7 protein-coding genes are annotated in these 22979 nt (G+C 75.7%); 5 read left to right on the top strand and 2 right to left on the bottom strand.

The window, feature by feature from the left end:
- Positions 1–137 precede the first annotated feature (137 nt).
- From B446_RS04570 to asnB, 5 genes are all read left to right on the top strand, one after another.
- Positions 138–13940 carry a type I polyketide synthase gene (locus B446_RS04570; protein ID WP_020938242.1) on the top strand — a complete coding sequence of 4601 codons (13803 nt, stop codon included), beginning with the start codon at positions 138–140 and terminating at the stop codon, positions 13938–13940.
- A 33-nt stretch (positions 13941–13973) separates the two neighbouring features.
- Complete coding sequence (locus tag B446_RS04565; RefSeq protein ID WP_020938241.1) at positions 13974–16586, top strand: thioester reductase domain-containing protein; 2613 nt, start codon at positions 13974–13976, stop codon at positions 16584–16586.
- Complete coding sequence (locus B446_RS04560) at positions 16583–17722, top strand: alpha/beta hydrolase (protein ID WP_020938240.1); 1140 nt, start codon at positions 16583–16585, stop codon at positions 17720–17722. Before B446_RS04565 ends, B446_RS04560 begins: the two co-directional genes overlap by 4 nt.
- 62 nt (positions 17723–17784) lie before the next feature.
- Positions 17785–18564 carry an alpha/beta fold hydrolase gene (locus tag B446_RS04555; protein ID WP_020938239.1) on the top strand — a complete coding sequence of 260 codons (780 nt, stop codon included), beginning with the start codon at positions 17785–17787 and terminating at the stop codon, positions 18562–18564.
- 276 nt (positions 18565–18840) lie between these two features.
- On the top strand, positions 18841–20682 hold the full coding sequence (asnB, locus tag B446_RS04550) for an asparagine synthase (glutamine-hydrolyzing) (RefSeq protein ID WP_020938238.1): 1842 nt from the start codon (positions 18841–18843) through the stop codon (positions 20680–20682).
- On the opposite strand, the gene B446_RS04545 is transcribed toward asnB, so the two are convergent.
- Together B446_RS04545 and B446_RS04540 are read right to left on the bottom strand one after the other, a co-directional pair.
- Positions 20675–21202 (bottom strand): DUF4232 domain-containing protein, encoded by a 528-nt coding sequence (locus B446_RS04545; protein WP_020938237.1) that lies wholly within the window; start codon positions 21200–21202, stop codon positions 20675–20677. The two genes, asnB and B446_RS04545, sit on opposite strands and share 8 nt — an antisense overlap.
- A gap of 129 nt (positions 21203–21331) precedes the next feature.
- The gene (locus B446_RS04540; RefSeq protein WP_020938236.1) at positions 21332–22978 is read right to left on the bottom strand and encodes an alpha/beta hydrolase; all 1647 of its coding nucleotides are present in this window, start codon (positions 22976–22978) and stop codon (positions 21332–21334) included.
- Between the last annotated feature and the right edge of the window lies 1 nt (position 22979).

Raw genomic sequence — 22979 nt, 5'->3', positions numbered from 1 at the left:
CACCTTCACGCGGGCCGCCCCGGCACACCGGCCGCGCGGCCCCGCCGCGCCCTGCCGCACCACCGCCCGCCCCGCCGTACCGCGCGCCCGTCGCCCGGCGGGCAACCGAGACCGAGTTCACGAGGACACCTGCACCGATGCCTGCGAACGAGTCCCCGAAGCAGACCCCCGAGCCGTCCCTGACGACCTCCGAGGGGGTCCGGGCCTGGCTGGCATCGGCCGTCGCCGAGGCGGCCGGCACCGACCCGGCCCGGATCGACCCGGACCGGCCGCTCACCGAATTCGGCCTGGGCTCCCGCCACCTGGTCGCCCTCGCCGCCGAACTCGGCACGCTGACCGGCCGCCCCGTCGAACCGTCCCTCGTCTTCAACCACCCCACGATCGCCGCCGTGGCCGAGGCCGTCCTCGCCCCGGCACCGACCCCGGGCCCCGCATCGGCCCCCACGACGTCACCGGAGCCGGCCGCGGCCCGCGGCGGCTGGGGCGACGAGGTGGCGATCATCTCCATGGCCTGCCGTTTCCCCGGCGGCGCCGACGACCCCGAGGCGCTGTGGCGGCTGCTGGCCGCGGGCGAGGACGCCGTCCGCGAGGTGCCGGCCGGGCGCTGGGACACCCACGGCCTGTACGACCCCGACCCCGAGGCCACCGGCAAGGCGTACACCCTGCGCGGCGGCTTCCTCGACGGCGGCATCGACCGCTTCGACGCGGCCTTCTTCGGCATCTCCCCACGCGAGGCCGCCGCCATGGACCCGCAGCAGCGGCTGCTCCTGCAGACCGCCTGGGAGACCGTCGAACGCGCCGGGATCCTCCCGCAGTCCCTCAACGGCAGCTCCACCGGCGTCTATCTCGGCCTCTACGAGAGCGGCTACCTGGCCGCCGCCCCGCTCGGGCAGCTCGACGGCCACGTCGGCACCGGCTCCGCGGCCAGCGTCGCCTCCGGGCGCATCGCCTACACCCTCGGCCTGCGGGGGCCCGCGGTGACCGTCGACACCGCCTGCTCGTCCTCGCTGGTCGCCCTGCACCTCGCCGCGCGCGCCCTGGCGAGCGGCGAGTGCGACCTCGCGCTGGCGGGCGGGGCCACGCTGCTCGTCACCCCGCGCGGACACGTCGAGTTCAGCCGGCTGCGCGGGCTGTCCCCGTCGGGCCGGTGCAGCCCCTTCTCCGCCGACGCGGACGGGGTCGTGTGGGCCGAGGGCTGCGGCCTCGTGCTGCTGAAGCGGCTCGCGGACGCGCGCCGCGACGGCGACCGGGTCCTGGCCGTCGTCAAGGGTTCGGCGATCAACCAGGACGGCCGCAGCCAGGGCCTCAGCGCCCCCAACGGCCCGGCGCAGGAACGGGTGCTGCGCGCCGCCCTGGACGCGGCCGGGCTCGCCCCGCACGACCTGGACCACGTGGAGGCCCACGGCACCGGCACCCCGCTCGGCGATCCCATCGAACTACGGGCGCTCGCCAACGTGTTCGGCCCGGACCGCCCGGCCGAACGCCCCCTCGCCATCGGCTCCCTCAAGTCGAACATCGGCCACGCCCAGGCCGCCGCCGGCATCGGCGGTGTCATCAAGACCGTCCTTGCCCTCGGCCACGAGGAGCTTCCGGCGTCGCTGCACGCCGATCAGCTCACCGACCACCTCGACTGGACCGGCAGCGGCCTGCGCGTGCAGAGCACCGGCGGTGCCTGGCCGCGCACCGCCGACCGGGTGCGCCGGGCCGGCGTCAGCGCGTTCGGGATCAGCGGCACCAACGCGCACGTGATCCTGGAGGAGCCCGAGGGAGCCGAAGAGGACGAGGGGGCCGAGGCGCCCGGCCCCGCCGGGCAGGGCCCCGTGGATCTGCCCGCCCCCACCCTCTTCCCGCTGTCCGCCCGCAGCCTCACCTCCCTGCACGGCCAGGCCGCCCGGCTGCTCGGCGCGCTGGAGGCGGACCCGGCGGCGCCCCTGACCGCGGTCGCCGCGACCCTCGCCCATCACCGCACCCACTTCGACCACCGGGCCGTCGTCCAGGCGGCCGACCGCGACGGGCTCCTCGACGGCCTGCGCGCCCTCGCCGACGGGCGCCCCGATCCCGACCTCACCGCGGGCCCCGAGCAGGCCGGCCCCACCGGAAAGCTGGCCTTCGTCTTCCCCGGGCAGGGCAGCCAGTGGGCCGGCATGGCCCGTGACCTGCTGGAGCGGGACCCCGTCTTCGCCGACGAGCTGGACCGCTGCGACGCCGCCCTGCGCCCGTTCACCGAGTGGTCCGTGACGGCCGTGCTGCGCGGCGAGGCCGGCGCCCCGCCCCTGGACCGGGTGGACGTCGTACAGCCCGCCCTGTTCGCCGTGATGGTGTCCCTGGCCGCCGTGTGGCGGGCCCGCGGCGTCCGACCGGACGCCGTGATCGGGCACAGCCAGGGCGAGGTCGCCGCCGCCTGCGTGGCCGGCGCGCTCAGCCTCAACGACGCGGCCGCCGTGGTCGCCCTGCGCAGCCAGGCCCTGACCGGGCTGTCCGGCAGCGGCACCATGGCCGTCGTCGCGCTGCCCCACTCCGAGGTGGCGGACCTGCTCGGCGACGACGTCTCGGTCGCCGCCGTCAACAGCGGCCGTGCGACCGTCGTCGCCGGCGCCGTCGAACCGCTGGAGGACCTGCTCACCGCCCTCGAGGCGCGCCAGGTCTTCGTCCGCCGCCTCGACGTCGACTACGCCTCCCACAGCGCCCGGGTGGAACCGGTCAGGGACCGGATCGTCGACGAACTCGACGGCGTGGTCGCCCTCCCCACCGGCATCGCCTGGTACTCCACCGTCACCGGCGAACCGGTCACCGAGGAGCTGGACGCGGGCTACTGGTACACCAACCTGCGCGAGACCGTCCGCTTCGCGCCGACCGTCGAGCGCATGCTCGCCGACGGGTACCGCCACTTCGTCGAGCTGAGCCCGCACCCCTCCCTGCTCACCGCCCTGCGCACGGTGGGCGAGGACACCGGCCGGGACCTGACCGCGACCGGCTCGCTGCGCCGCGACGAGAGCGGTCCCGCCTGCCTCGACCGGGCAACCGCCGAACTCCACGTCCACGGGCGGCACGTCGACTGGCGGCGGCTGGTCCGGCCCGGAGCCGGCGCCGACCTGCCGACCTACGCCTGGGACACGCCGCGCCACTGGATCGAACCCGGGGCCGCGACCGCCGGGCCCGCCCTGTTCGACCGGGCCGCGCACCCGCTGCTCGGCATCCAGCTCCAGTCCGCCGACGAGACCCGCTGGACCTTCCGCGACGAGTGGTCGCCGGCCACCGCCGGCTGGCTGGCCGACCACACCGTCTTCGGCCGCACCGTCGTCTCCGGCACCACCCTGCTGGAACTGTGCCGCGCCGCCCTCGCCGTGGCCCGCCCGGACGAGCCCGCCGACGTCGCCGGCCTGCTGCTGCTCGCACCCCTGGTGCTCCCCGCCACGGGCACCGTCGAGGTCTCCGTCGAGGTCGTCACCGCCCAGCCCGGCGCCGAGGTGACCGTGCACAGCCGCCCGCGCGGCCAGGACGCCTCCGGCTGGACCCTGCACGCCACCGCCACCGCCTCGGCCGGGGAGTCCGAGCCGGACCCGGCGGGCGGCCCTCCGGTGTGGCCGGGCACCGCCGAGGAGGCGTGGACCGAGCCGACCTACGCACGGCTGGCCGCCCTCGGCCTCGGCTACGGACCCGCCTTCCAGGCCGTACGGTCGGCGGTCACCACCGGCGACGGAGAACTCCTCGCCCGCATCGCGCTGCCCGCCACCGCCCGCGACGTGGCCGACCCGTACCCGGTGCACCCGGCCCTGCTGGACGCCGCCCTCCACGTGACCGCCGCCCTGGCACCGGCCGACGGGCGCGCCCTGCTCCCCGTCGCCGTGGGCCGCGCGGTCCTGCCGCCCGGCGGCGCGCACGAGCTGACCGCACGGGTACGGCGCACCGGCGGCTCCGGCACCGACCTCACCCTGGACGTCACCCTGTGGGACGCCGACGGCCTGCCCGCCGGCCGCCTGGAGAACGTACGGCTGCGCGCGGCGGACCCGGCCGACCTCGACGCGGGCTCGGAGAACGCCCGGCACCTGTACGAGATCGCCTGGACGACGGTCGCCGAGGAGCCCCCGGCGCACCGGGCCGAACCGGACGCCGACCTCGTCGTACGGGTCTGGCCGGACGTGGCGGCGGACGAGGAACCCGCCCGTGCGGCCCACGAGTCGGCGGCCACCGCGCTCGCCGAACTCCAGGAGCTCATCGCTCTGCCCGAGGACCGGGCGCCCCGGCGGACCGTGTGGGTGACCCGTGCCGCGGTCGCCGCCGCCGAGGGCGACGCGGTGACCGGCTACGCGCGGTCGGTCCTGTGGGGCCTGGCCCGCAGCGCCCGGGCCGAACACCCGGACCTCGGGCTGACCCTGCTCGACGTCGACGTCGACGCCGATCTGCCGGGTGGTGTCCCCGCGTCGGTGCTCGCGACCGCCGCCGCCCTCGCCGACGAGCCCGAACTCGCGCTCCGAGGAGGCAACTTGCTGGCTCCCCGGCTGGTGCGTGCCCGTCCGGCGAACGTCACGGACACGGCGGAGCGCGCGGGCCCCGCGGCCCCGGTCCTGCCCACGGACGGCACCGTCCTGATCACCGGCGGGCTGGGAGCCGTCGGCCGGCACATCGCCCGGCTGCTCGCCGGACGAGGGGTCCCGCGGCTGGTGCTGACCGCACGCCAGGGCGCCCAGGACCCCCGAGCCGCCGGGACCGTCGAGGAACTGGCCGGGCTCGGCGCCGAGGCGGAGGTCGTCGCCTGCGACGTCACCGATCCGGCCGCCGTGGCCGAGGCCGTCGAGCACGCCGGGCAACGGCTTCCCCTGCGCGGTGTCGTGCACTGCGCAGGGGCCCTGGACGACGGCGCGATCACCGCGCTGACGCCCGAGCGTCTCGCGCGGGTCCTGCGGCCCAAGGCCGACGGCGCCCTCCATCTGCACCGGCTCACCGCGGACCTCCCGCTCGGCCTCTTCCTGCTCGTCTCCTCCGCGGCGGGTGTCGTCGGCAACGCCGGACAGGGCAACTACGCGGCCGCCAACGTGCTGCTCGACCAGCTCGCCCACCACCGGCGGGCCCAGGGCCTGCCCGCGGTCTCCGTGTCCTTCGGCGCCTGGGCCGGTGAGGGCCTGGCCGCCGCCCACGCGGACCTGGACCGCATGGCCCGGCTCGGGCACCGCGCGCTCACTCCGGACCAGGGCCGCGACCTGGTGGCGCTGGCCCTGCGGCGCACCGCCCCGCACTTGGTCGCCTGGGCCCTCGACCTGCCCCGCCTGCGCGCCTCCGGCGCCGCCTCGACCGCCCTGTGGCGGTCGCTGCTGCCGGCGCCGCGCACCGCGGACGCCGCTGACGCCCTCGCCGACCGCCTGGCCCGGCTGCCCGAGGCCGAGCGGGCCGCACGTGTCCTCGCCCTGGTCCGCGACGAGGCCTCACGCGCCCTCGGGCTGCGCTCGGCCGAGTCCGTGCGCCCCGACCAGCCGCTGCGCGACCTCGGCATGGACTCCGTCACCGCCGTCGAACTGCGCAACCGCATCGGTGCCCGCCTCGGCACCCGGCTGCCCGCCACCCTCCTCTTCGACCACCCCACCGCCGACCGGCTGGCCGTGTATCTGCTGAAGCAGGTGCCGGGCGGTACGGCCGGCACCACCCGGCAGGCCCCCGCCGCCCCTGTCTCCGCTTCCGGCCCCGCCGCCGACGAGCCCATCGCCGTCGTGGCGATGGCCTGCCGGCTGCCCGGCGGGATCACCGACCCGGACGGCCTGTGGCGCCTGGTCGCCGAGGGACGGGACGCGGTCGGCCCGTTCCCGGCCGGACGCTGGGACGTCGAGTCCCTGTACGACCCCGACCCGGACGCGCTCGGCAAGTCCTACGCCCGCGAGGGCGGCTTCCTCGACGACATCGAGTCCTTCGACGCCGGCTTCTTCGGCATCACGCCGAGGGAGGCCGCCGCCATGGACCCCCAGCAGCGACTGCTGCTGGAGACCTCGTGGGAGGCCCTGGAGCGCGCCGGCATCGTGCCGGCCGCGCTCGCGGGCAGCACGACCGGCGTCTACGTCGGCATGTTCGGCAGCGACTACCTCGCCGGTTCCCGGCTCGACCAGCTCGACGGCTACGTCGGCACCGGTTCGGCGCTCAGTGTCGCCTCCGGCCGGCTGGCCTACGCGCTGGGCCTGCACGGCCCCGCGCTGACCGTGGACACGGCCTGCTCCTCCTCCCTGGTGGCGACCCATCTGGCGGCCCAGGCGCTGCGCGCCGGGGAGTGCGACCTGGCCCTGGCCGGCGGGGTGACGCTGATGGTGACCCCGCAGACCTTCGTGGAGTTCAGCCGGCTGCGCGGCCTGTCCCCGACCGGCCGCTGCCGCTCCTTCTCCGACGACGCCGACGGCGCGATCTGGGCCGAGGGCGCGGGCATGCTCGTGCTCAAGCGGCTCTCCGACGCGCGACGCGACGGCGACGAGGTGCTGGCCGTGCTGCGCGGTACGGCCGTCAACCAGGACGGCCGCAGCCAGGGCCTGTCCGCGCCCAACGGCCCGGCGCAGGAACAGGTGATCCGCCGCGCGCTCCGGCAGTCCGGGCTCGACCCGGCCGACATCGACTACGTCGAGGCCCACGGCACCGGCACCACCCTGGGCGACCCGATCGAGGCCAACGCCCTGGCCGAGGTCTTCGCCGGCACCCGCCCCCAGGACCGCCCGCTGTACCTGGGCTCCCTCAAGTCCAACATCGGCCATGTGCAGGCGGCTTCGGGCGTCGCGGGACTGATCAAGGTCGTGCAGTCGCTGCGGCACGGGACCCTGCCGCCCACCCTGCACGCCGGCACCCCGAGCCGGCACGTCGAGTGGGACGGCAGCGGCCTCGCGCTGCTCCAGGAGCCGGTCGCCTGGCCGGCGACGGGGGAGCGGGTGCGCCGGGCCGGGATCAGCGCGTTCGGCATCAGCGGGACCAACGCCCACGTCGTCGTGGAGGAGGCCCCGGCCAGGCCCGGGGAGAGGGCCCAGGTGCGCGAACTCCCCGACGGCAAACAGCTGTTCGTGCTGTCGGCGCGCAGCGAGGCAGGGCTGCGCGGACAGGCGTCCCGGCTCGCCCGGCACCTCACCACGGGCACCGGGCCGTCGGACGTCGCCCGCACCGGCCTGCCGGACGTCGCCCGCACCCTGGCCACGCACCGCAGCCACTTCGAGTGGCGCACGGCGGTCGTCGCCGGCGACCGGGAGGAACTGCTCACCGCGCTGAAGCCGCTCGACCCCTCGACCGGCGGGCGCAAACCCCTGACCGCTCCCCGCGAGGACCAGACCGGCAAGGTCGCCTTCGTCTTCGCCGGGCACGGCGGCCAGTGGACCGGCATGGGACTGGAACTGCTCGCCCAGTCGGAGGCGTTCCGCGCGGAACTGACCCGGATAGACGCCGCAGTCGAACGGCACGCCGGCTGGTCGGTGCTCAACGTGCTGCGCGCGCCCGAGGAGTTCTCCCCGCTCGACCGCACCGAGTACCTCCAGCCCGTGCTGTTCGCCGTCAACGCGGCACTGGCCGCCGCCTGGCGGGAGCTCGGCGTCACCCCGGACGCCGTCGTCGGGCACAGCCTCGGCGAGATCGCCGCCGCGTACTGCGCGGGCGCCCTCACCCTGGACGAGGCCGTGACCGCCGTCACCGCCCGGGCCGCGGCCGTAGTCCCGCTGGTCGGGCACGGCGGGATGCTGGCCGTGGAACTGCCGGCCGCCGAGGTCGAGAAGCTGCTGGAGCCCTACACCGGCCGCCTGTTCACCGCGGCCGTCAACAGCCCCGGCGCCACCGCCGTCTCCGGCGAGGCCGAGGCGCTCGCCGCGCTCCGCCGCGAACTGGACGAACGCGGCGTCCCCGCCCGCGTCCTGTCGACGCCGTTCGCCTCGCACACACCGCTCATGGAGCCGCTGCGCGACGAACTCCTCGACCGGTTCTCCGGCATCGGCGGCACCCGTACGGCCACCACGCTCTACTCGTCGGTGCGGGCCGAACCGGTCGACGGCGCCGACCTGGACGCCGACTACTGGTTCGCGAACCTGCGCCGCCCGGTGCGTTTCGCGGAGACCGTCGCCCGGATGCTGGACGACGGCTACCGCTACTTCGTGGAACTCAGCCCGCACCCCTCGCTCACCTCGGCGATCGAGGCGGTCGCCGCCGAGAGCGGGACCGACGCGGTCGGCATCGGCTCGCTGCGCCGCGGCCGGGACGGGCACGACGTCCTGCTGGGCAGGCTGGGGGAGCTGTACACGGCCGGGCACACCCCCGACTGGACCGCGCTCTTCCCGCACGGGCGCCGCGCCGACCTGCCCACCTACGCCTTCGCCCGCGAACGCCACTGGCTCGCCCCCGTGCGGACCGGCGCCACCGGCATCCCGCCGCTGCTCGGCACCCACGTCCAGGCCAGCGACGAACCCGGCCGCGACCTCTTCCAGAGCGAGATCGACCTGGCCGACAGCCGCTTCGCCTACCTGAGCGACCACCGGGTCACCGGCGAGGTGTGGCTGCCGGGCGCCGCCTTCCTCGACATGGTGCTGGAGGCCGCCGCCTCGCTCTCCGGCGGCGCGGAGACACGGCTGGCCGACGTCCGGTTCCTCCAGCCACTGCGCCTGGACGCGGGCGGCCCCGTACGGCTGCAACTGGTGCTGCGGCCCGCCGAGGACGGCTCCCGCGACTTCTCCGTCGCCTCGGCCGCCGGTGAGCGCCGGTGGGAACGCCACGTGACCGGACGTCTGCTGACCGGCCCCGCCGAACCCGCCCCCGGCCCGGACCCGGACCTGGCCGCCCTGCGTGCCCGGTGCACCGAGCCGGTCGACCTGCCCGCCGTCTACGCCGGCCTCGCCGCCCTCGGCATCGAGTACGGCCCCGCCTTCCGGGGCCTGACCGACGGTCACCGCGACGGAGGCGGCGCGGCCCTGGCCCGTCTCGCGGCCCGGCCGGCCGCCGGTCATCTGCTGCACCCCGCCACGCTGGACGCCGCCTTCCACACCGCCGCGCTGCCCGCCACCGCGCCGCAGGGCCGGGCGTTCGTACCGGCCGGCGCCGGACACCTGCGGTTCACCGGAACGCGCAGCACACCCGCCTGGGCCGCCTGCGACCTGCGTGCCGTGGACGGCGACACCGCCGTCCTCGACCTGCGCCTGTGGGACGAGGACGGCCGGCTCGTGCTGGCGGCCGACGACTTCCGGCTCACCGCGCTCTCCCCGCTGGACGGCGCCCTCTTCGAGACACGGTGGCAGCCCCGCCCCGAGGCGCAGGCGCCGCCCGCCGACGGCGGCTGGCTGATCCTCGCCGACGGCACGGGCGTGGCCGACGAACTCGCCCGGCGGCTCGGCGACTCGGTCCCGCACGCCGTCGTCCGCCAGGGCACCGCGTACGGCACCGACGGCCCCGGCCGCCACGTCCTCGACCCGGCCGACCCGGCCCAGTGGGCACGCCTGCTGGACGAGGCGTTCGCGGACGCGCCGCCCGCGCGCGTGGTCCAGCTCACCGCGCTCGACGCCCCGCCCGTCACCGACGCCCGCGCCGCCGAGGAAGCAGCCCGGCACTGCTGCCTCACCACCCTGCACCTGGTCCGCGCCCTCACCGGGCACCGGCGGCCGAACGCCCCGGCACCGCGCCTGTTCGTCGTCGTACGCGGTAGCCAGCCCGCGGGCGACAGCACCGAGGTGACCCGCCCCGAGCAGGCACTCGCGTGGGGTTTCGGACTCACCGTCGCCCAGGAGCACCCGGAACTCGCCACCACGGTGATCGACCTGCCCGCCGAAGGCGGCGACGACCGGCTGTGGACACAGCTCAGGCACGCCGACGACGAACGCCTCGTCGCCCTGCGCGGCAGCGGCCGCCTCGTCCCGCGGCTGGCCCGCACCCGGCCCGACCACGACGGCGCCGACCCCGGGCAGCCGGACGGCGTGCACCTGATCACCGGCGGTCTGGGCGGCCTCGGCCGGGTCGTCGCCGAACGGCTGGTACGCCAGGGCGCACGCCGCCTCGCCCTGCTGAGCCGCGGGACGCCCGACGCGGCGGCCACCGCCTTCGTCCGTGACCTGGAGGAGCGCGGGGTCGACGTGCACCTCGCCCGCGCCGACGTCGCCGACCGCGCCGCGCTCGCCGCCGCCCTGGACGCCGTGCGCGCCGCCGCCGGACCCGTCGTCACCGTGGTCCACGCTGCGGGTGTGCTGGACGACGCCGTCCTGGCCAACCTCACCGAGGAACGCGTCCGGCGCGTCCTCGCGCCCAAGGTCCTCGGCACCGCCCTGCTCACCGAACTGGTCCCGGAGGCCCGGAACCTGGTCCTGTTCGCCTCGGCCGCCGGTCTGCTGGGCTCGCCGGGCCAGGGCCCCTACTCCGCCGCCAACGCCTTCCTCGACGCGTGGGCCCACCACCTCTCCCTGACCGGCCGCCGGGCACTCAGCCTGGACTGGGGCGCCTGGTCGGGCGTCGGCATGGTCGCCGGTTCCGGCACCCGCGCCGCCGAGACCGGCCGCTCCGGACTCGTCGCGTTCCCGCCGCAGGACGGCGGCGAGCTGTTCGAACGGGTGCTGGCCTCGGGCCGCCGCCAGCTCGCCCCGATCGCCCTCGACTGGGACCTGCTCGCCCTCGACCCGGACGCGGCACGCGGCCGCCCCCTGCTCGCCGACCTGATCACCGTCCCGGCCGGCGGCGCGGACACCGACGACCTCGTACGACGGGTGTTCGGCGCCACCACCGCGCAGGAGCGCGCCGAGTGGCTGGAGACCTACGTACGCGACCGCGTCGGCGAGGTGTCCGGCGGCGCCGTGGACGTGTTCGCCACCACCGCCCTGAAGGAACTGGGCCTGGACTCGCTCATGCTGGTCCGGCTGCGCAACGCCTTCGCGCGCGAACTGGGCGTCGAACTGCCCGCCGCCGACATGTTCTCCGCCACCGACATCCGCGGCCTCGCGGGCACCCTGGCCGCCGCTCTCCCCGAGCGCGCCGCACCGGCCGGGGGGACCGCACCGGCCGGGCGGACCGGCGGCGCCGGAGCCGGGCAGGACGTCCCGGAGACCGAACTGCGCCCGGCCACCCGGGACGTCGTACGGCTGCTGCGCAGCGCCCAGCCGGACATGCCCGACGCCGCCCACGGCGTCGGCCTGGCCGTCCGGCTCACCACGCCGGCCACCCGCGACGGTCTCACCGGCATCCTCGACCGGCTCGCCGCCCGGCACGCGGCCCTGCGCACGGCCGTCGTCACCGGCGACGAGGGCGGCCGGCAGCTCCGGGTCGACCGGCGGCCGCCCGCCCCGCTGCTGCGCTGGACCGAGGCCGCCGAGGCGGACGCCGCCGAACGGCTGCGGCTGCTGCTGGAACCCCCGTTCGACCTCGCCGTCGCGCCGCTGTGGCGGTTCGAACTCGTCGACGGCGACCCGCGCGGCCAGATCCTCGTCTTCGGCGCCCACCACGCCGTCAGCGATCTGCAGTCCCTGCTCCTCGTGGCCGCGGAGATCGACGCCGAACTGTCGGGCACCCCGCTCGACGCCACTGTCACCAACCGGGACATCGACCTGCTCATCGAGGCACAGCGGGGCGGCGGCACCGGTCCCGGCGACGACTGGCGCGCGGCCTTCGAGGGCAGCGAGCGCCTCGACCTGACCCTCGCCCACCCGCGGCCGCCCGTCCGCTCCTACCGGTCCGGAAGCGTCACCGTCACCCTCCCCGAGGGGCTGACCGAACGGGTGACGGCCGCAGCGGGCGCCCTCGGCGTCACCCCCGCCGCGTTCTGCCTCGGCACCCTCACCGTGCTGCTGGCCCGGGAGCGGGAGCGGGAGCGGTTCGTGCTCGCGGTGCCCGTCGACACCCGCATCCACGCCGACGCGTACGGCGCGGTGGGCTTCTTCGGCGTCCCCGTGCCCTTCCCCGCCCAGGCGGCCGCCCACGAACGGGTCGCGGACGTGCTCACCCGCACCGACCAGCGGCTGCGCCAGATCCTGGCCAAGGGCGCCATGTTCTCCGACGTCCTCGCCACGCTCGCCCGCCAGGGCCTGCACCGCCCCGCTGCGCCGCTCGTCGAGGTGTACTTCAACTACGTCCGCTTCTCCGGCGAGTTGAAGCACCTGGAGGTGCTGCCCGCCGGGGTCGGGCACACCGACCTCGACCTGATGGTCACCATGACCCCGGACGCCGGGACCGTCCGCCTCGACCACAACACCGACATCCTGGACGCGGACACCGCCACCGCGCTCGGCGAGGAGTTCCTGCGCCTGCTGGCGCGGACGGCCGAGGACGCGACGGCACCGGTGCGCACCGCGCCGCCGGTTTCCGCCGAGGAACCGGCGGAGTCCGTGAGCACGGCCCTGACGGTTCCCGTCGAGGAACCCGCGCGGTCCGCGAGCGCCGCCCCGCCGGCCCCCGTCGAGGGACCCCGGGTCGCCCTCGCCGCCACCTTCGCCCTCGGCAACCTGCCGCTGATGTGCGGGGCGGCGCTGGAGGACGAGCGGGCCACCGTGACCGAGGCCCCCTACCACCAGGTGCTGGCCGCCCTCCGGGACCCGTCCGGCGTCCTCGCCGACCCGGCCACCGACGTCCGCGTCGTCCTGCTGCGCGCCGCCGACCTGGAACGGTTCGGACCCGTGGACGACACGGTCCTCGCCGAACTGCGCGCCGCCTACCCGGCCGCTCTGAAGGCCCTCGCCGAGCGCACCCGCGGGCCGCTCGTGGTCGGTGTCCTGCCGACCGCCCGGGGCACCGACCGCTGCCACGCGTGGGAACGCGCCGTCGCCGCCGACCTGACCGGACTGCCCGGCATCGCCGTGCTCGGCCCCGACGAGTGGACCCGGTACCACAGCGTCGACAACCGCTTCGACGAACGCACCGAGCGGCTGGCCCACCTGCCCTTCACCCCCGAGTTCCAGGCGGCCGTCGCGCTGCGTCTGGCCGAGACGGTACGGGCGGTACGGCGTCCCGTGCCCAAGGTGATCGCCGTCGACGGCGACGAGACCCTGTGGGGCGGAGTGGCCGGCGAGATCGGCCCGGACGCCGTGGACCTCACCGGGCCCCGCGCCTCGCTGGCCCGCAGGCTGCTGCGGTGGCGCACCGCGGGCGTGCTGCTCGCGCTGGTCAGCAACAACGACGAGGCCACGGTGCGGGCCGTCCTCGACCGCCCCGACAGCCTGCTGAAGGCCGAGCACTTCAGCGTGATCTCCGCCGCCTGGGGCCCCAAGCCGGGCCGGCTCGCCGACGCGGCACGGACGCTCGACCTGGGCCTGGACAGCTTCCTGTTCCTCGACGACAACCCGGCCGAGATCGCCAGGATGCGCGCGGCGCTCCCGCAGGTGCTGTCCGTGACCTGCCCGCCGGCCGGCGGACTCGACGCGTTCCTGGACCGGCTGTGGCCGCTCGTCCCGGCCGCGGCGACCGCCGAGGACGCCCTGCGGGCCCGGTTCTACGCCCAGGAGCGCGAGCGGGACGCCGTCCGGGAGTCCGCCGGGTTCGAGGAGTTCCTCGCCGACCTCGACCTGGTGGTCGACATCCGCGAGCTGTCGGACGCGGACGCCGAGCGTGGTGAGCAACTGGTGCGCCGCACGAACCAGTTCACCCTGCGCGCGCGGTCCGCGGACGGCGGCGACCTCGCCCGGTGGCGCGAGCGGGGCGAGGTGTGGACGGCGTCGGCCCGGGACCGGTTCGGCGACTACGGCCAGATCGCGCTGCTCGCCTTCGGTGCCGACGGCGACCGGCTCGACGTCCACGCCTGGCTGATGAGCTGCCGGGCCCTCGGCCGGGGCGTCGAGGAACGCCTGCTGGCCTGGCTCGCCGACCGGGCCGAGCGGCTGGGCCGCACCGAGGTCCGGATCGTCGCCGAGCGCACCCCGCGCAACGCGCCCGCGCGCCGCCTGCTGGCCGCGCTCGGCGGCGGCGACCCGGACGGCGAGCGGCTGGAGGTCGTGGCCGGCCCCGAGCGACTGCGGGCGTTCCGCTCCTGGGAGCAGCCGTGAGCAACAAGACCGAGCACAACCTGAAGGGCTCTCATGCGTGACGTGAACGAGGAACCGGCGGCCGGCGGCCGGCGGGCGCTCGCCGAGTCGATCGAACAGGGCGGCGGCGGACTCGGCGTGGCCGACCTGCTGGCCCGGGTGCGGACGGCGACGGCCGTGCCCGGGGCCGCCCCGGCTCCGGCACCCGACCTGGACGGCCTGGCGGCGACCATCGCCGCCGCGGCCGGCCGCCACCTGCCCACCGGCCGGCTGTCGCCGGACGCCGACTTCTTCGACGCGGGCGGCACCTCCGTCGACGCGGTGGAACTGGCCGCCGAACTGGAAGCCGACCTGGGCATCGAGATCGACCTCGACGAGGTGTTCGCCGACGCCCGCCCCGTCAGCCTGGCCCGCCGCTGGCTGCCCCTGCTGCCCGACCGGCCGCCCGGCCGTCCGGCCGACGGCACGTCCTCCACCGACGGCGCAGTCCCGGCCGGCACGGCCCCGGTCCTCGGCTCGCACCCGACCTCCGATGCGACGTGGCCCGCTGAGACGGCCCCGGCCTCTGGCGCGGCTCCGGCCCCCGGCCCGGCCTCCGGTACGCACTCGGCCTCCGGTACGCACTCGGCCTCCGGTACGCACCCGGTCTCCGACGCGGCCTGGTCCGCTGGGACAGCCTCGGCCCCGGCCACGCACCCGGCCCCCGACGCCACCCGGCCCGCTGGGACAACCCCAGCCCTGGCTTCCGCCCCCGGCACCCTCCCGGTCCCGTCCCCCCGCACCCCGCCCACCGCCGTCGCAGCCGCCCTCCACCGCCCCGGCGATCCGCACACCCGCGCCCGGCAGGAGGACCTCGACCAGATCCTCGCCGACCTCGCCTTGGCCGACCGGCTGCCCTTCACCGACGTACCCGAACCGCTGCCGCCCCGCCGCGTCCTGCTGACCGGAGCCACCGGGTTCCTCGGCGGTCACATGCTGCTCGACCTGCTGCGGCACAGCGACGCGCACGTGTACTGCCTGGTCCGCGCGGCCGACCAGGAGGCGGCGACCGAACGGCTCGGCGCCCAGCTGCGCAGCTACCGGCTGCCGTGGTCGTCGGAGGTGCGAAGGCGCATCACCGTGCTGCCCGGCGACATCCGCCGCCCCCGCCTCGGCCTCACCGAGGAGCAGTGGCTCACCCTCGCTCACGAACTGGACAGCGTCGTGGGTGTGGCGGCCGCCGTGGACTTCCTGCGCGGCTACCAGTCGCTGCGCTCCAGCAACGTCCTCGGCACCCTCACCCTCGCCGAACTGGCCGCCGCCGGCCGCCCCAAGCCGCTGCACCACATCTCGTCGGTGGCCGTGTTCAACGAGGTGGGCATCACCTCCATGGGCGAGGACGACCCGCTCGCCCACGTCGACCGGCTGGTCTCCGGTTACGACCAGTCCAAGTGGGCCGCCGAGGTCGCGCTGCGCCGCGCCCGCGACCACGGACTTGTGGTCACCGCCCTGCGCCCCGGCGGCATCGGCGGGCACACGAAGACCGGCGCCTACAACCCGCAGGACCTCAGCAGCGGCCTGATCTCCGCCTTCGGCCGCTTCCGCACCGTACCGGCGTTCCGCTACCTCAACGCGGCCCCCGTGGACTGGGTCAGCCGGGTCGCCGTCGCCACGGTCTGCGAACCCGACGCCTGGGGCTTCGACTACCACCTCACCGGCGTGCCCAACACCCTCGACGACGTGGTGCGGGACATGGCCCTGGGCGGCATGCACGTACGCGTCCAGGACTGGGACGAGTGGCGCGCCGACGCGCTCGGCCGGCTGAAGGCGGAGCCGGTGCCCGAACTCGCCTTCCTCTCCCGGGTGCTGCAGAGCCCCACCGCGCTGAAGCTGTGCGAGGCCACCCTGCAGGGCCCGGCCGCCGAGGCGCGGCGCACCGACGCCCTGGTCGCCGCCCTGGACCTGCCGCCCGCGGCGCGCTACGACGCACAGGCCCAGCTGAAGACCTTCGAGAAGCTCGCCGGTGACGGCCTGGCCCGGCTGCCGCACCGGGACGACCAGCCCTACCTGTGGTTCGCCGAGACGACCGAGGGCACCGTGGGACCGGTCGGCGCGACCGCGGCCACCCCCTGCTCGATGGCGCTGACCCTGTCGATCGCCGGCATGTACCAGCTCGTCAAGGAGCGCCGGGTCGACGTCCGCGGCGAGGTGACCTGCCCGGCGGTGCACGCCGAGCCGCTGACCGTGGAGCGCGGCGACGTCTGGGTCCGTCCCGAGGAGGGCATCCCGCAGCGGCACGGACTGCGCCACCAGCTGCTGCGCTACCGGCTCACGCTGCGCGACGCCGACGGCGGCGTGTGGTGGCTGGAGGGCCGCAAGTACGCACGGGCCCGCCGGGACCTGTGGCGGCAGACCCGCGCGCTCACCGTGGAGATCGGCCGCGAGGGGGAGGCCGCGAGCCTGCTCGGTGAGGTCGTCGTGCCCGCCGACTCCTACGTCCGCGACCAGATCGACGGCATCCGGGTCGACCCGCGCCTGACCGCCCAGGAGAAACGGGCCGCCAAGCTGACCTGGCTCGCCTGGTTCGGCGTGGAGATGGGCCGCGGACTGCTCGCCCCCTTCGCCCGGGCCGCGGCGGACCTGCTGGACCTGCGCCGCACCACGACCCTCACGGAGCCGAATCGATGATCTTCAGGACCAAGCCCTCCAGGACGGCCCGGCCGGCGCTCCGCAGGGTACGCACCACCGTGGCCCCGCGCCCGCTGCGCCACCGCCTCGATCCCGCCCGCGTCGAGGAGATCCCGTTCCGTGCCGGTGACGGCGTCCGGCTCGGCCTGACCCGGGTCGACAGCGGCGACCCGGGCCGGCCCGCCGTCCTGCTGCTGCACGGGCACACGGCGTCCGCCGACATGTTCCTGCTGCCCGAGACCCGCAACCTGGTCGACGTCCTGCTCGACGACGGCTACGAGCCCTGGCTGCTGGACTGGCGGGGCAGCAGCAGGCTGCCGTACAACGAGACGGGCCGGCGCTACACCTACGACGACGTGGCGCTGTACGACATCCCCGAGGCCGTCGCCCACATCCGGCAGCGCATCGGCGACCGGCCGCTGTTCGTGGTGGCCCACTGCATCGGCTCCCTCACCCTCGCGCTGAGCCTGACGGCCGGGCTGGTGCCGGGGCTCGCGGGCGTGGTCTCCCAGGGGGTCTTCCTGACCCCGAAGCTGGCGGGCCGCACCTCGCTGCGGATGTCGGTGGCGGGGGAGCTGATGAAGTCCCGGATCGACCACATCCCGGTCGACTTCCGCGGAGTCGGCCTGTGGTCGAAGTACACCCCGCTGTTCGCGCTGGCCTCCCGCGGGGCGGACTGCCCGGACCCGACCTGCCAGATCCTGCACAACTCGGCCTGGGGCAGCGGCGCCTCGCTGTTCGTCCACGAGAACCTGCACCGGACCACCCACGACCGGCTCGCCGAACTGCTCGGCCCGGCCCCGCTGTGGATCCTGCCCCATCTGCGCCGGATCGAGCTGGCCCGCAGCGTGGTGCGGTGGAACGACACCGACCTGCGCTACCGGGCACTGCCGCCGAACGCGCTGGACGCCGCCGACCGCGTCGACACCCCGGTCCTGCTGCTCTCGGGCAGCGAGAACGGGCTGTGGCTGGACTCGCAGCGGCTCTGCCACGAGGTCCTGGCCCGCCGGCAGCCGCACCTCGACGTCGCGTACACCGAGATCCCGGGCTACGGCCACCTGGACACGTTCCTGGGGCGCGGCGCGGCGCTCGACGTCTTCGGGCACATCCTGGAATTCCTCGGCGAACGCCGGTGACGGCGGGTCCCGCGGCCCGTTACCGTACCGGTCAGTAACCCGAACGCACCCAGGAGGCCCCCATGCCGCAGCTCGACGTCGACGGCGCCGTACTGACGTACGACGACGAGGGCCCCCGCGACGCCGTGGACGTGCCGCTGGTGTTCGTCCACGGCTGGACCGCGAACCGGCACCGCTGGGACCACCAGCTGGAGCACTTCCGGGCCGGCCGGCGGGTGATCCGGCTCGACCTGCGCGGGCACGGGGAGAGCACGGGGGCCGGGGTCCGCACCATCGCGGAGCTGGCGGCGGACGTCCTCGCCCTCCTCGACCACCTCGGCGTCGAGCGGTTCGTGCTGGTCGGCCACTCCATGGGCGGGATGATCTCCCAGACCATCGCCCTCGCCCACCCCGAGCGGGTGGAGCGCATGGTGCTGGTCAACTCCATCGGCCGGATGACCTACAGCCGCGGCCGGGGCCTGCTCATGGCCGCCTCGACCCTGGTGCCGTACAAGCTGTTCGTGGCGACCAACATCCAGCGGGCCTTCGCCCCCGGCCACCCGCGCGAGGAGATCCGGGAGTACATCCGCTCCTCCGCAGCGACCCCGCGCGAGGTCGTCATGACCCTGTACGGCGCGATGCGGGCCTTCGACGTCCTGGAGCGGGCCGGGGAGATCCGCACGCCCACCCTGATGGTCCACGGCTACCACGACGTCCAGCTCCCGGTGCGGCAGATGCTGCGCCTGGCCAAGGCCTACCCGGACGCCGAGGTCCGGATCATCGACGCGGGCCACGAGCTGCCGGTGGAGAAGCCCGCCGAGCTCACCGCCGCGCTGGACCGCTTCCTCGCCGTGAAGGGCTGACCCCGGCGCCGTTTGGCGAAGTTTTTGCCCGTGGCCTGTTCCCGGCGCCGGAGACCGGTGCCGGGGCGCTCCCTCGCCCTCGTCCGGGCAAAACGCGGCCGAAACCAAGGGGGAGCCGGGGCCCCGCCGGACGCGCCCGCGTTGACCGCCGCCCGGGCCCGACGGACGCTCGTCATATAGGTGCTCGATACAACTGGTTCGGCGGCCGTCCTCCCCTCACCCCGGCTCACCCATGTGAGCGAGGGCCCGCCGCCGGCCGGAGGCAGGAGGCAGGGCATGTGCGGCATCACCGGATGGGTCTCCTTCGACCGCGATCTGACCGCCGAGGCCGGAGCGCTGCACGGCATGACCGAGACCATGGCCTGCCGCGGACCCGACGACCGGGGCACCTGGACCGAGGGCCCCGCCGCGCTCGGCCACCGCCGGCTCGCCATCATCGACCTCCCCGGCGGCCGCCAGCCGATGTCCGTCCGCACCCCCGAAGGGGCCGTCGCCCTGGTCTACTCCGGGGAGACGTACAACTTCACCGAACTGCGGCGCGAGCTCACCGGCCGGGGGCACCGCTTCACCACCGACTCCGACACCGAGGTCGTGCTCCACGGCTACCTGGAATGGGGCGACGCCGTGGCCGAGCGGCTGAACGGCATGTACGCCTTCGCCGTCTGGGACGCACGCCACGACCGGCTCGTGATGATCCGCGACCGCATGGGCATCAAGCCCTTCTACTACCACCCCACCGCCGACGGCGTGCTGTTCGGCTCCGAGCCCAAGGCGATCCTCGCCAACCCGCTGGCCCGGCGCCGCGTCGGCCCGGACGGCCTGCGCGAGCTGTTCACCATGATCAAGACACCCGGGCACGCCGTCTGGGACGGCATGCGCGAGGTCGAACCCGGAACCGTCGTCACCGTCGGCCGCGCGGGCCTGACCACCCGCGCCTACTGGCGGCTGCGCACCCGGCCGCACACCGACGACCGCGACACCACCGTCGCCACCGTGCGCACGCTCCTCGACGACATCGTGCGCCGCCAGCTCGTCGCCGACGTCCCGCGCTGCACCCTGCTCTCCGGCGGCCTCGACTCCTCCGCCATGACCGCGCTCGCCGCCCGGCAGCTCGCCGAGCGCGGCGAGAAGGTCCGCAGCTTCGCCGTCGACTTCGTCGGCCAGACCGACAACTTCGTCGCCGACGAACTGCGCGGCACCCCCGACACGCCCTTCGTGCACGACGTGGCGGAACTCGCCCGCACCGACCACCAGGACATCGTCCTCGACGCCCAGGCCCTCGCCGACCCCGCCGTGCGCGAGCGGGTGATCCGCGCCCGCGACCTGCCGGCCGGGTTCGGCGACATGGACACCTCGCTGCTGCTGCTATTCCGCGCCATCCGCGACCAGTCGACGGTCGCGCTGTCCGGCGAGTCCGCCGACGAGGTCTTCGGCGGCTACCTGCAGTTCTTCGACGAGGACGCCCGCCGCGCCGACACCTTCCCGTGGCTGGTGCGCTTCGGCCGCCACTTCGGCGACGACACCGACGTGCTCCGCCCCGACCTCGCCAAGTCCCTCGACCTGGAGGGCTACGTCGCCGACGGCTACCGCACCGCCGTCGCCGGCATCCAGCGCCTGGAGGGCGAGAGCGACTTCGAGTACCGGATGCGCCAGATCTGCCATCTGCACCTGACCCGCTTCGTCCGCGTCCTGCTCGACCGCAAGGACCGGATGAGCATGGCCGTCGGCCTGGAGGTCCGGGTGCCGTTCTGCGACCACCGGCTCGTGGAGTACGTCTACAACACGCCCTGGTCCCTGAAGTCCTTCGACGGCCGGGAGAAGAGCCTGCTCCGGGAGGCCACCGCCGACGTCCTGCCGCGCTCGGTGTACGAGCGGGTCAAGAGCCCCTACCCGTCCACCCAGGACCCCCGCTACGCCCGCGCCCTCCAGGACCAGGCCAGGGAACTTCTGGCCCGGCCCTCCCACCGCGTCTTCGACCTCGTCGACCGCGAGCGGGTCCGCGCGGCCGCCGAACGCGAGACCCCCGTCAGCACCCAGGTCGGCCGGCGCGGCCTGGAACGCACCCTCGACCTCGCCCAGTGGCTCGACCTCTACACGCCGGAGCTGGTCCTCAGCTGACCTGCAGAGCCCGGTCGGCCGCCGCCGCCGTCGGCTGCCACCAGGTCGTCACCGGCTCCCACACCCGCACCCGGCTCCCGGTGCCGAGCCGCGCGGCGGTGAAGGTGGCACCCCACTGCGACGAGGACGCGGCCACCGTGACCGAGTCCGCCCGGCGGGCCTGCGGGTCCGCCGGGTCGGCGATGGTGCGCACCGCCGCGTGGGCGGTGCCGCCCGGACGCAGCGGGTACGTCCCGCCGCGCGTCCGCGGCAGCGGCACCGGCAGCGCGGCCCCGTCCAGGCCGCCGAAGGTCACCGTGGGCACGCGGTCCACGACACAGGCGCGCGAGCCCCGGTTCGTCACGCCGACGCGCACCACCGAGGGATCGCCGGGTACCGCCTTCGCCCGGATCGTCAGCGCCTTCTCCGCGCAGCGCGGGGGCGTGGCTCGGGCCGGGACCGCCTGGCTCTGCGGCGCGGCCAGCAGCAGCGCTGCGGCGGCGCACACGACGGGTGCGGCGATGGTGGAGCGGATACGCATGACGGGTTCCCCCTGTCGCGGTCGCGTACGGGTACGGCGGGCCGGGGCGCGCCTGCCCTGTGTGACGTCCCGGCCCGCCGGGAGGTTTCCGGAACGCGCGCCTGTCACCCGTTCGCCGCACATGTGCGGTCAGCCGGACGCGTTCGTGGTGGACTCCCAGCCGTCGCGCTCCGCCGGGCAGGAGCTGCCGCTCGCCGGCAGGGAGCCGTAGAGCAGGAAGTCGTCGACCTTGCGGTGCACGCAGACCGACGACGAGTAGCCGGTGTGCCCGTCGCCCCTGTTGTCGAGCACCACGGCCGACGGGCCGAGGCGTGCGGCCGTCTCCACCGTCCAGCGGTACGGAGTGGCCGGGTCGCCGCGCGTGCCCACCAGCAGCATCCTGGCCGACTTCACGTTCCTGACCTCGTCCCGGATGTACTTCGTGCCCTTGGGGCGGCCGTAGCACATCAGCAGCTGGGACAGCCGGAAGCGGCCGAAGACCGGTGACGCCTGTTCGTAGGCGGCCCGCAGGTCCTTGAGGTCCTCGGCGATCCGCGCCTCGCCCGGCCGGTCCGGGTCGTCCGCGCAGTTGATCGCCATCAGCGCGGCCGCCAGGTTGTCCGCCGGGACGTCCTCGGCGTCCACCAGACCGCCGTCCGCGCGCCGCCGCTCGCCGCCCGTGCCGGTCACCGGCCGCCGCACGGGCGGGGCCGATCCGATGCCGGTCGTGAGGCCGAGCACGCCCCGGGTGTCGCCGTCGTTGACCAGCGAGGCCAGCGCCCGCTCCAGCGTGGGCCACAGCTCCTTGCTGTACAGGGCCTGCCCGATGGCGGCCACCAGATCCTGTCCGGAGAAGGCGCCGCCGAAGTCCGAGGGCACCGGGTTCTCGTCCAGCGAGCGCACCAGCCGTACGACCTGGTTGCCGGCCGCGCGCCGGTCCTGCCCGAACGGGCAGCCGATGTCGGTCGCGCACCAGTCAAGGAAGTCGTCCAGTGCCGTCTGCTGGCCCTGGGCGCCCGCCACTCCCTGCTCGGACAGCGGCTCGGTCAGGGTGTCCACCCCGTCCAGGACCATCCGCCCCACCCGGTGCGGGAACTGCGCGGCGTACACCGCGCCGAGCCGGGTGCCGTAGGAGAAGCCCAGGTAGTTGAGCTTCCTGTCGCCGAGGGCCGCGCGGATGACGTCCATGTCCCGGGCGGCGTCCACGGTGCCTATGTGGCGCAGCACCGGCCCGGAGTTCCGGGCGCACTCGGTGGCGGCCTGCCGCAGCCGTCTGAGCACTCCCTGGGGGCGGTCGAGGTCGACGCTCTCGCCCGCCAGCGGCAGGCCCCGGTCACCGCCGGCGCCGCAGCTGACGGGGGAGGAGCGCCCGACGCCGCGGGGGTCGAAGCCGACCACGTCGTAGCCGTTGGTCAGGTCCATGAAGTCCTTGCCCCCGGCGGCGAGCGCGTCGACCCCCTGGCCGCCGGGACCGCCGAAGTTCAGCAGCACCGAGCCCCGCGACGGGCCGGTGGCGCGGTAGCGGGCCACGGCGAGGTCGAGGGTGCCGGCGGCGGGGTGCGCGTAGTCGACCGGGACGGTCACCTTCGCGCACCGCAGGTCGCGCGGCATGTCCGGGCCCTCGCAGGCCGTCCAGACCGGCTTCTGCCCGTAGAAGCGCGCCAGGTCGGGCCGGGGCGCGTCGGCGGCCGGCGTGGCGGCTGCCGTGGGCAGCCCGGCCCCGAGCAGGGCCAGAGTGAGGACCCCGGCTCCCGCGCACCGCCGCACGGCGGGCCGTGTGGAGAGCTTGGCCAGCATC

Origin of the sequence: Streptomyces collinus Tu 365, from assembly GCF_000444875.1 — a bacterium.
GTDB lineage: Bacteria > Actinomycetota > Actinomycetes > Streptomycetales > Streptomycetaceae > Streptomyces > Streptomyces collinus_A.
The sequence above is the reverse complement of the archived record's forward strand: the minus strand, read 5'-3'. Positions and strand labels throughout refer to the sequence as shown.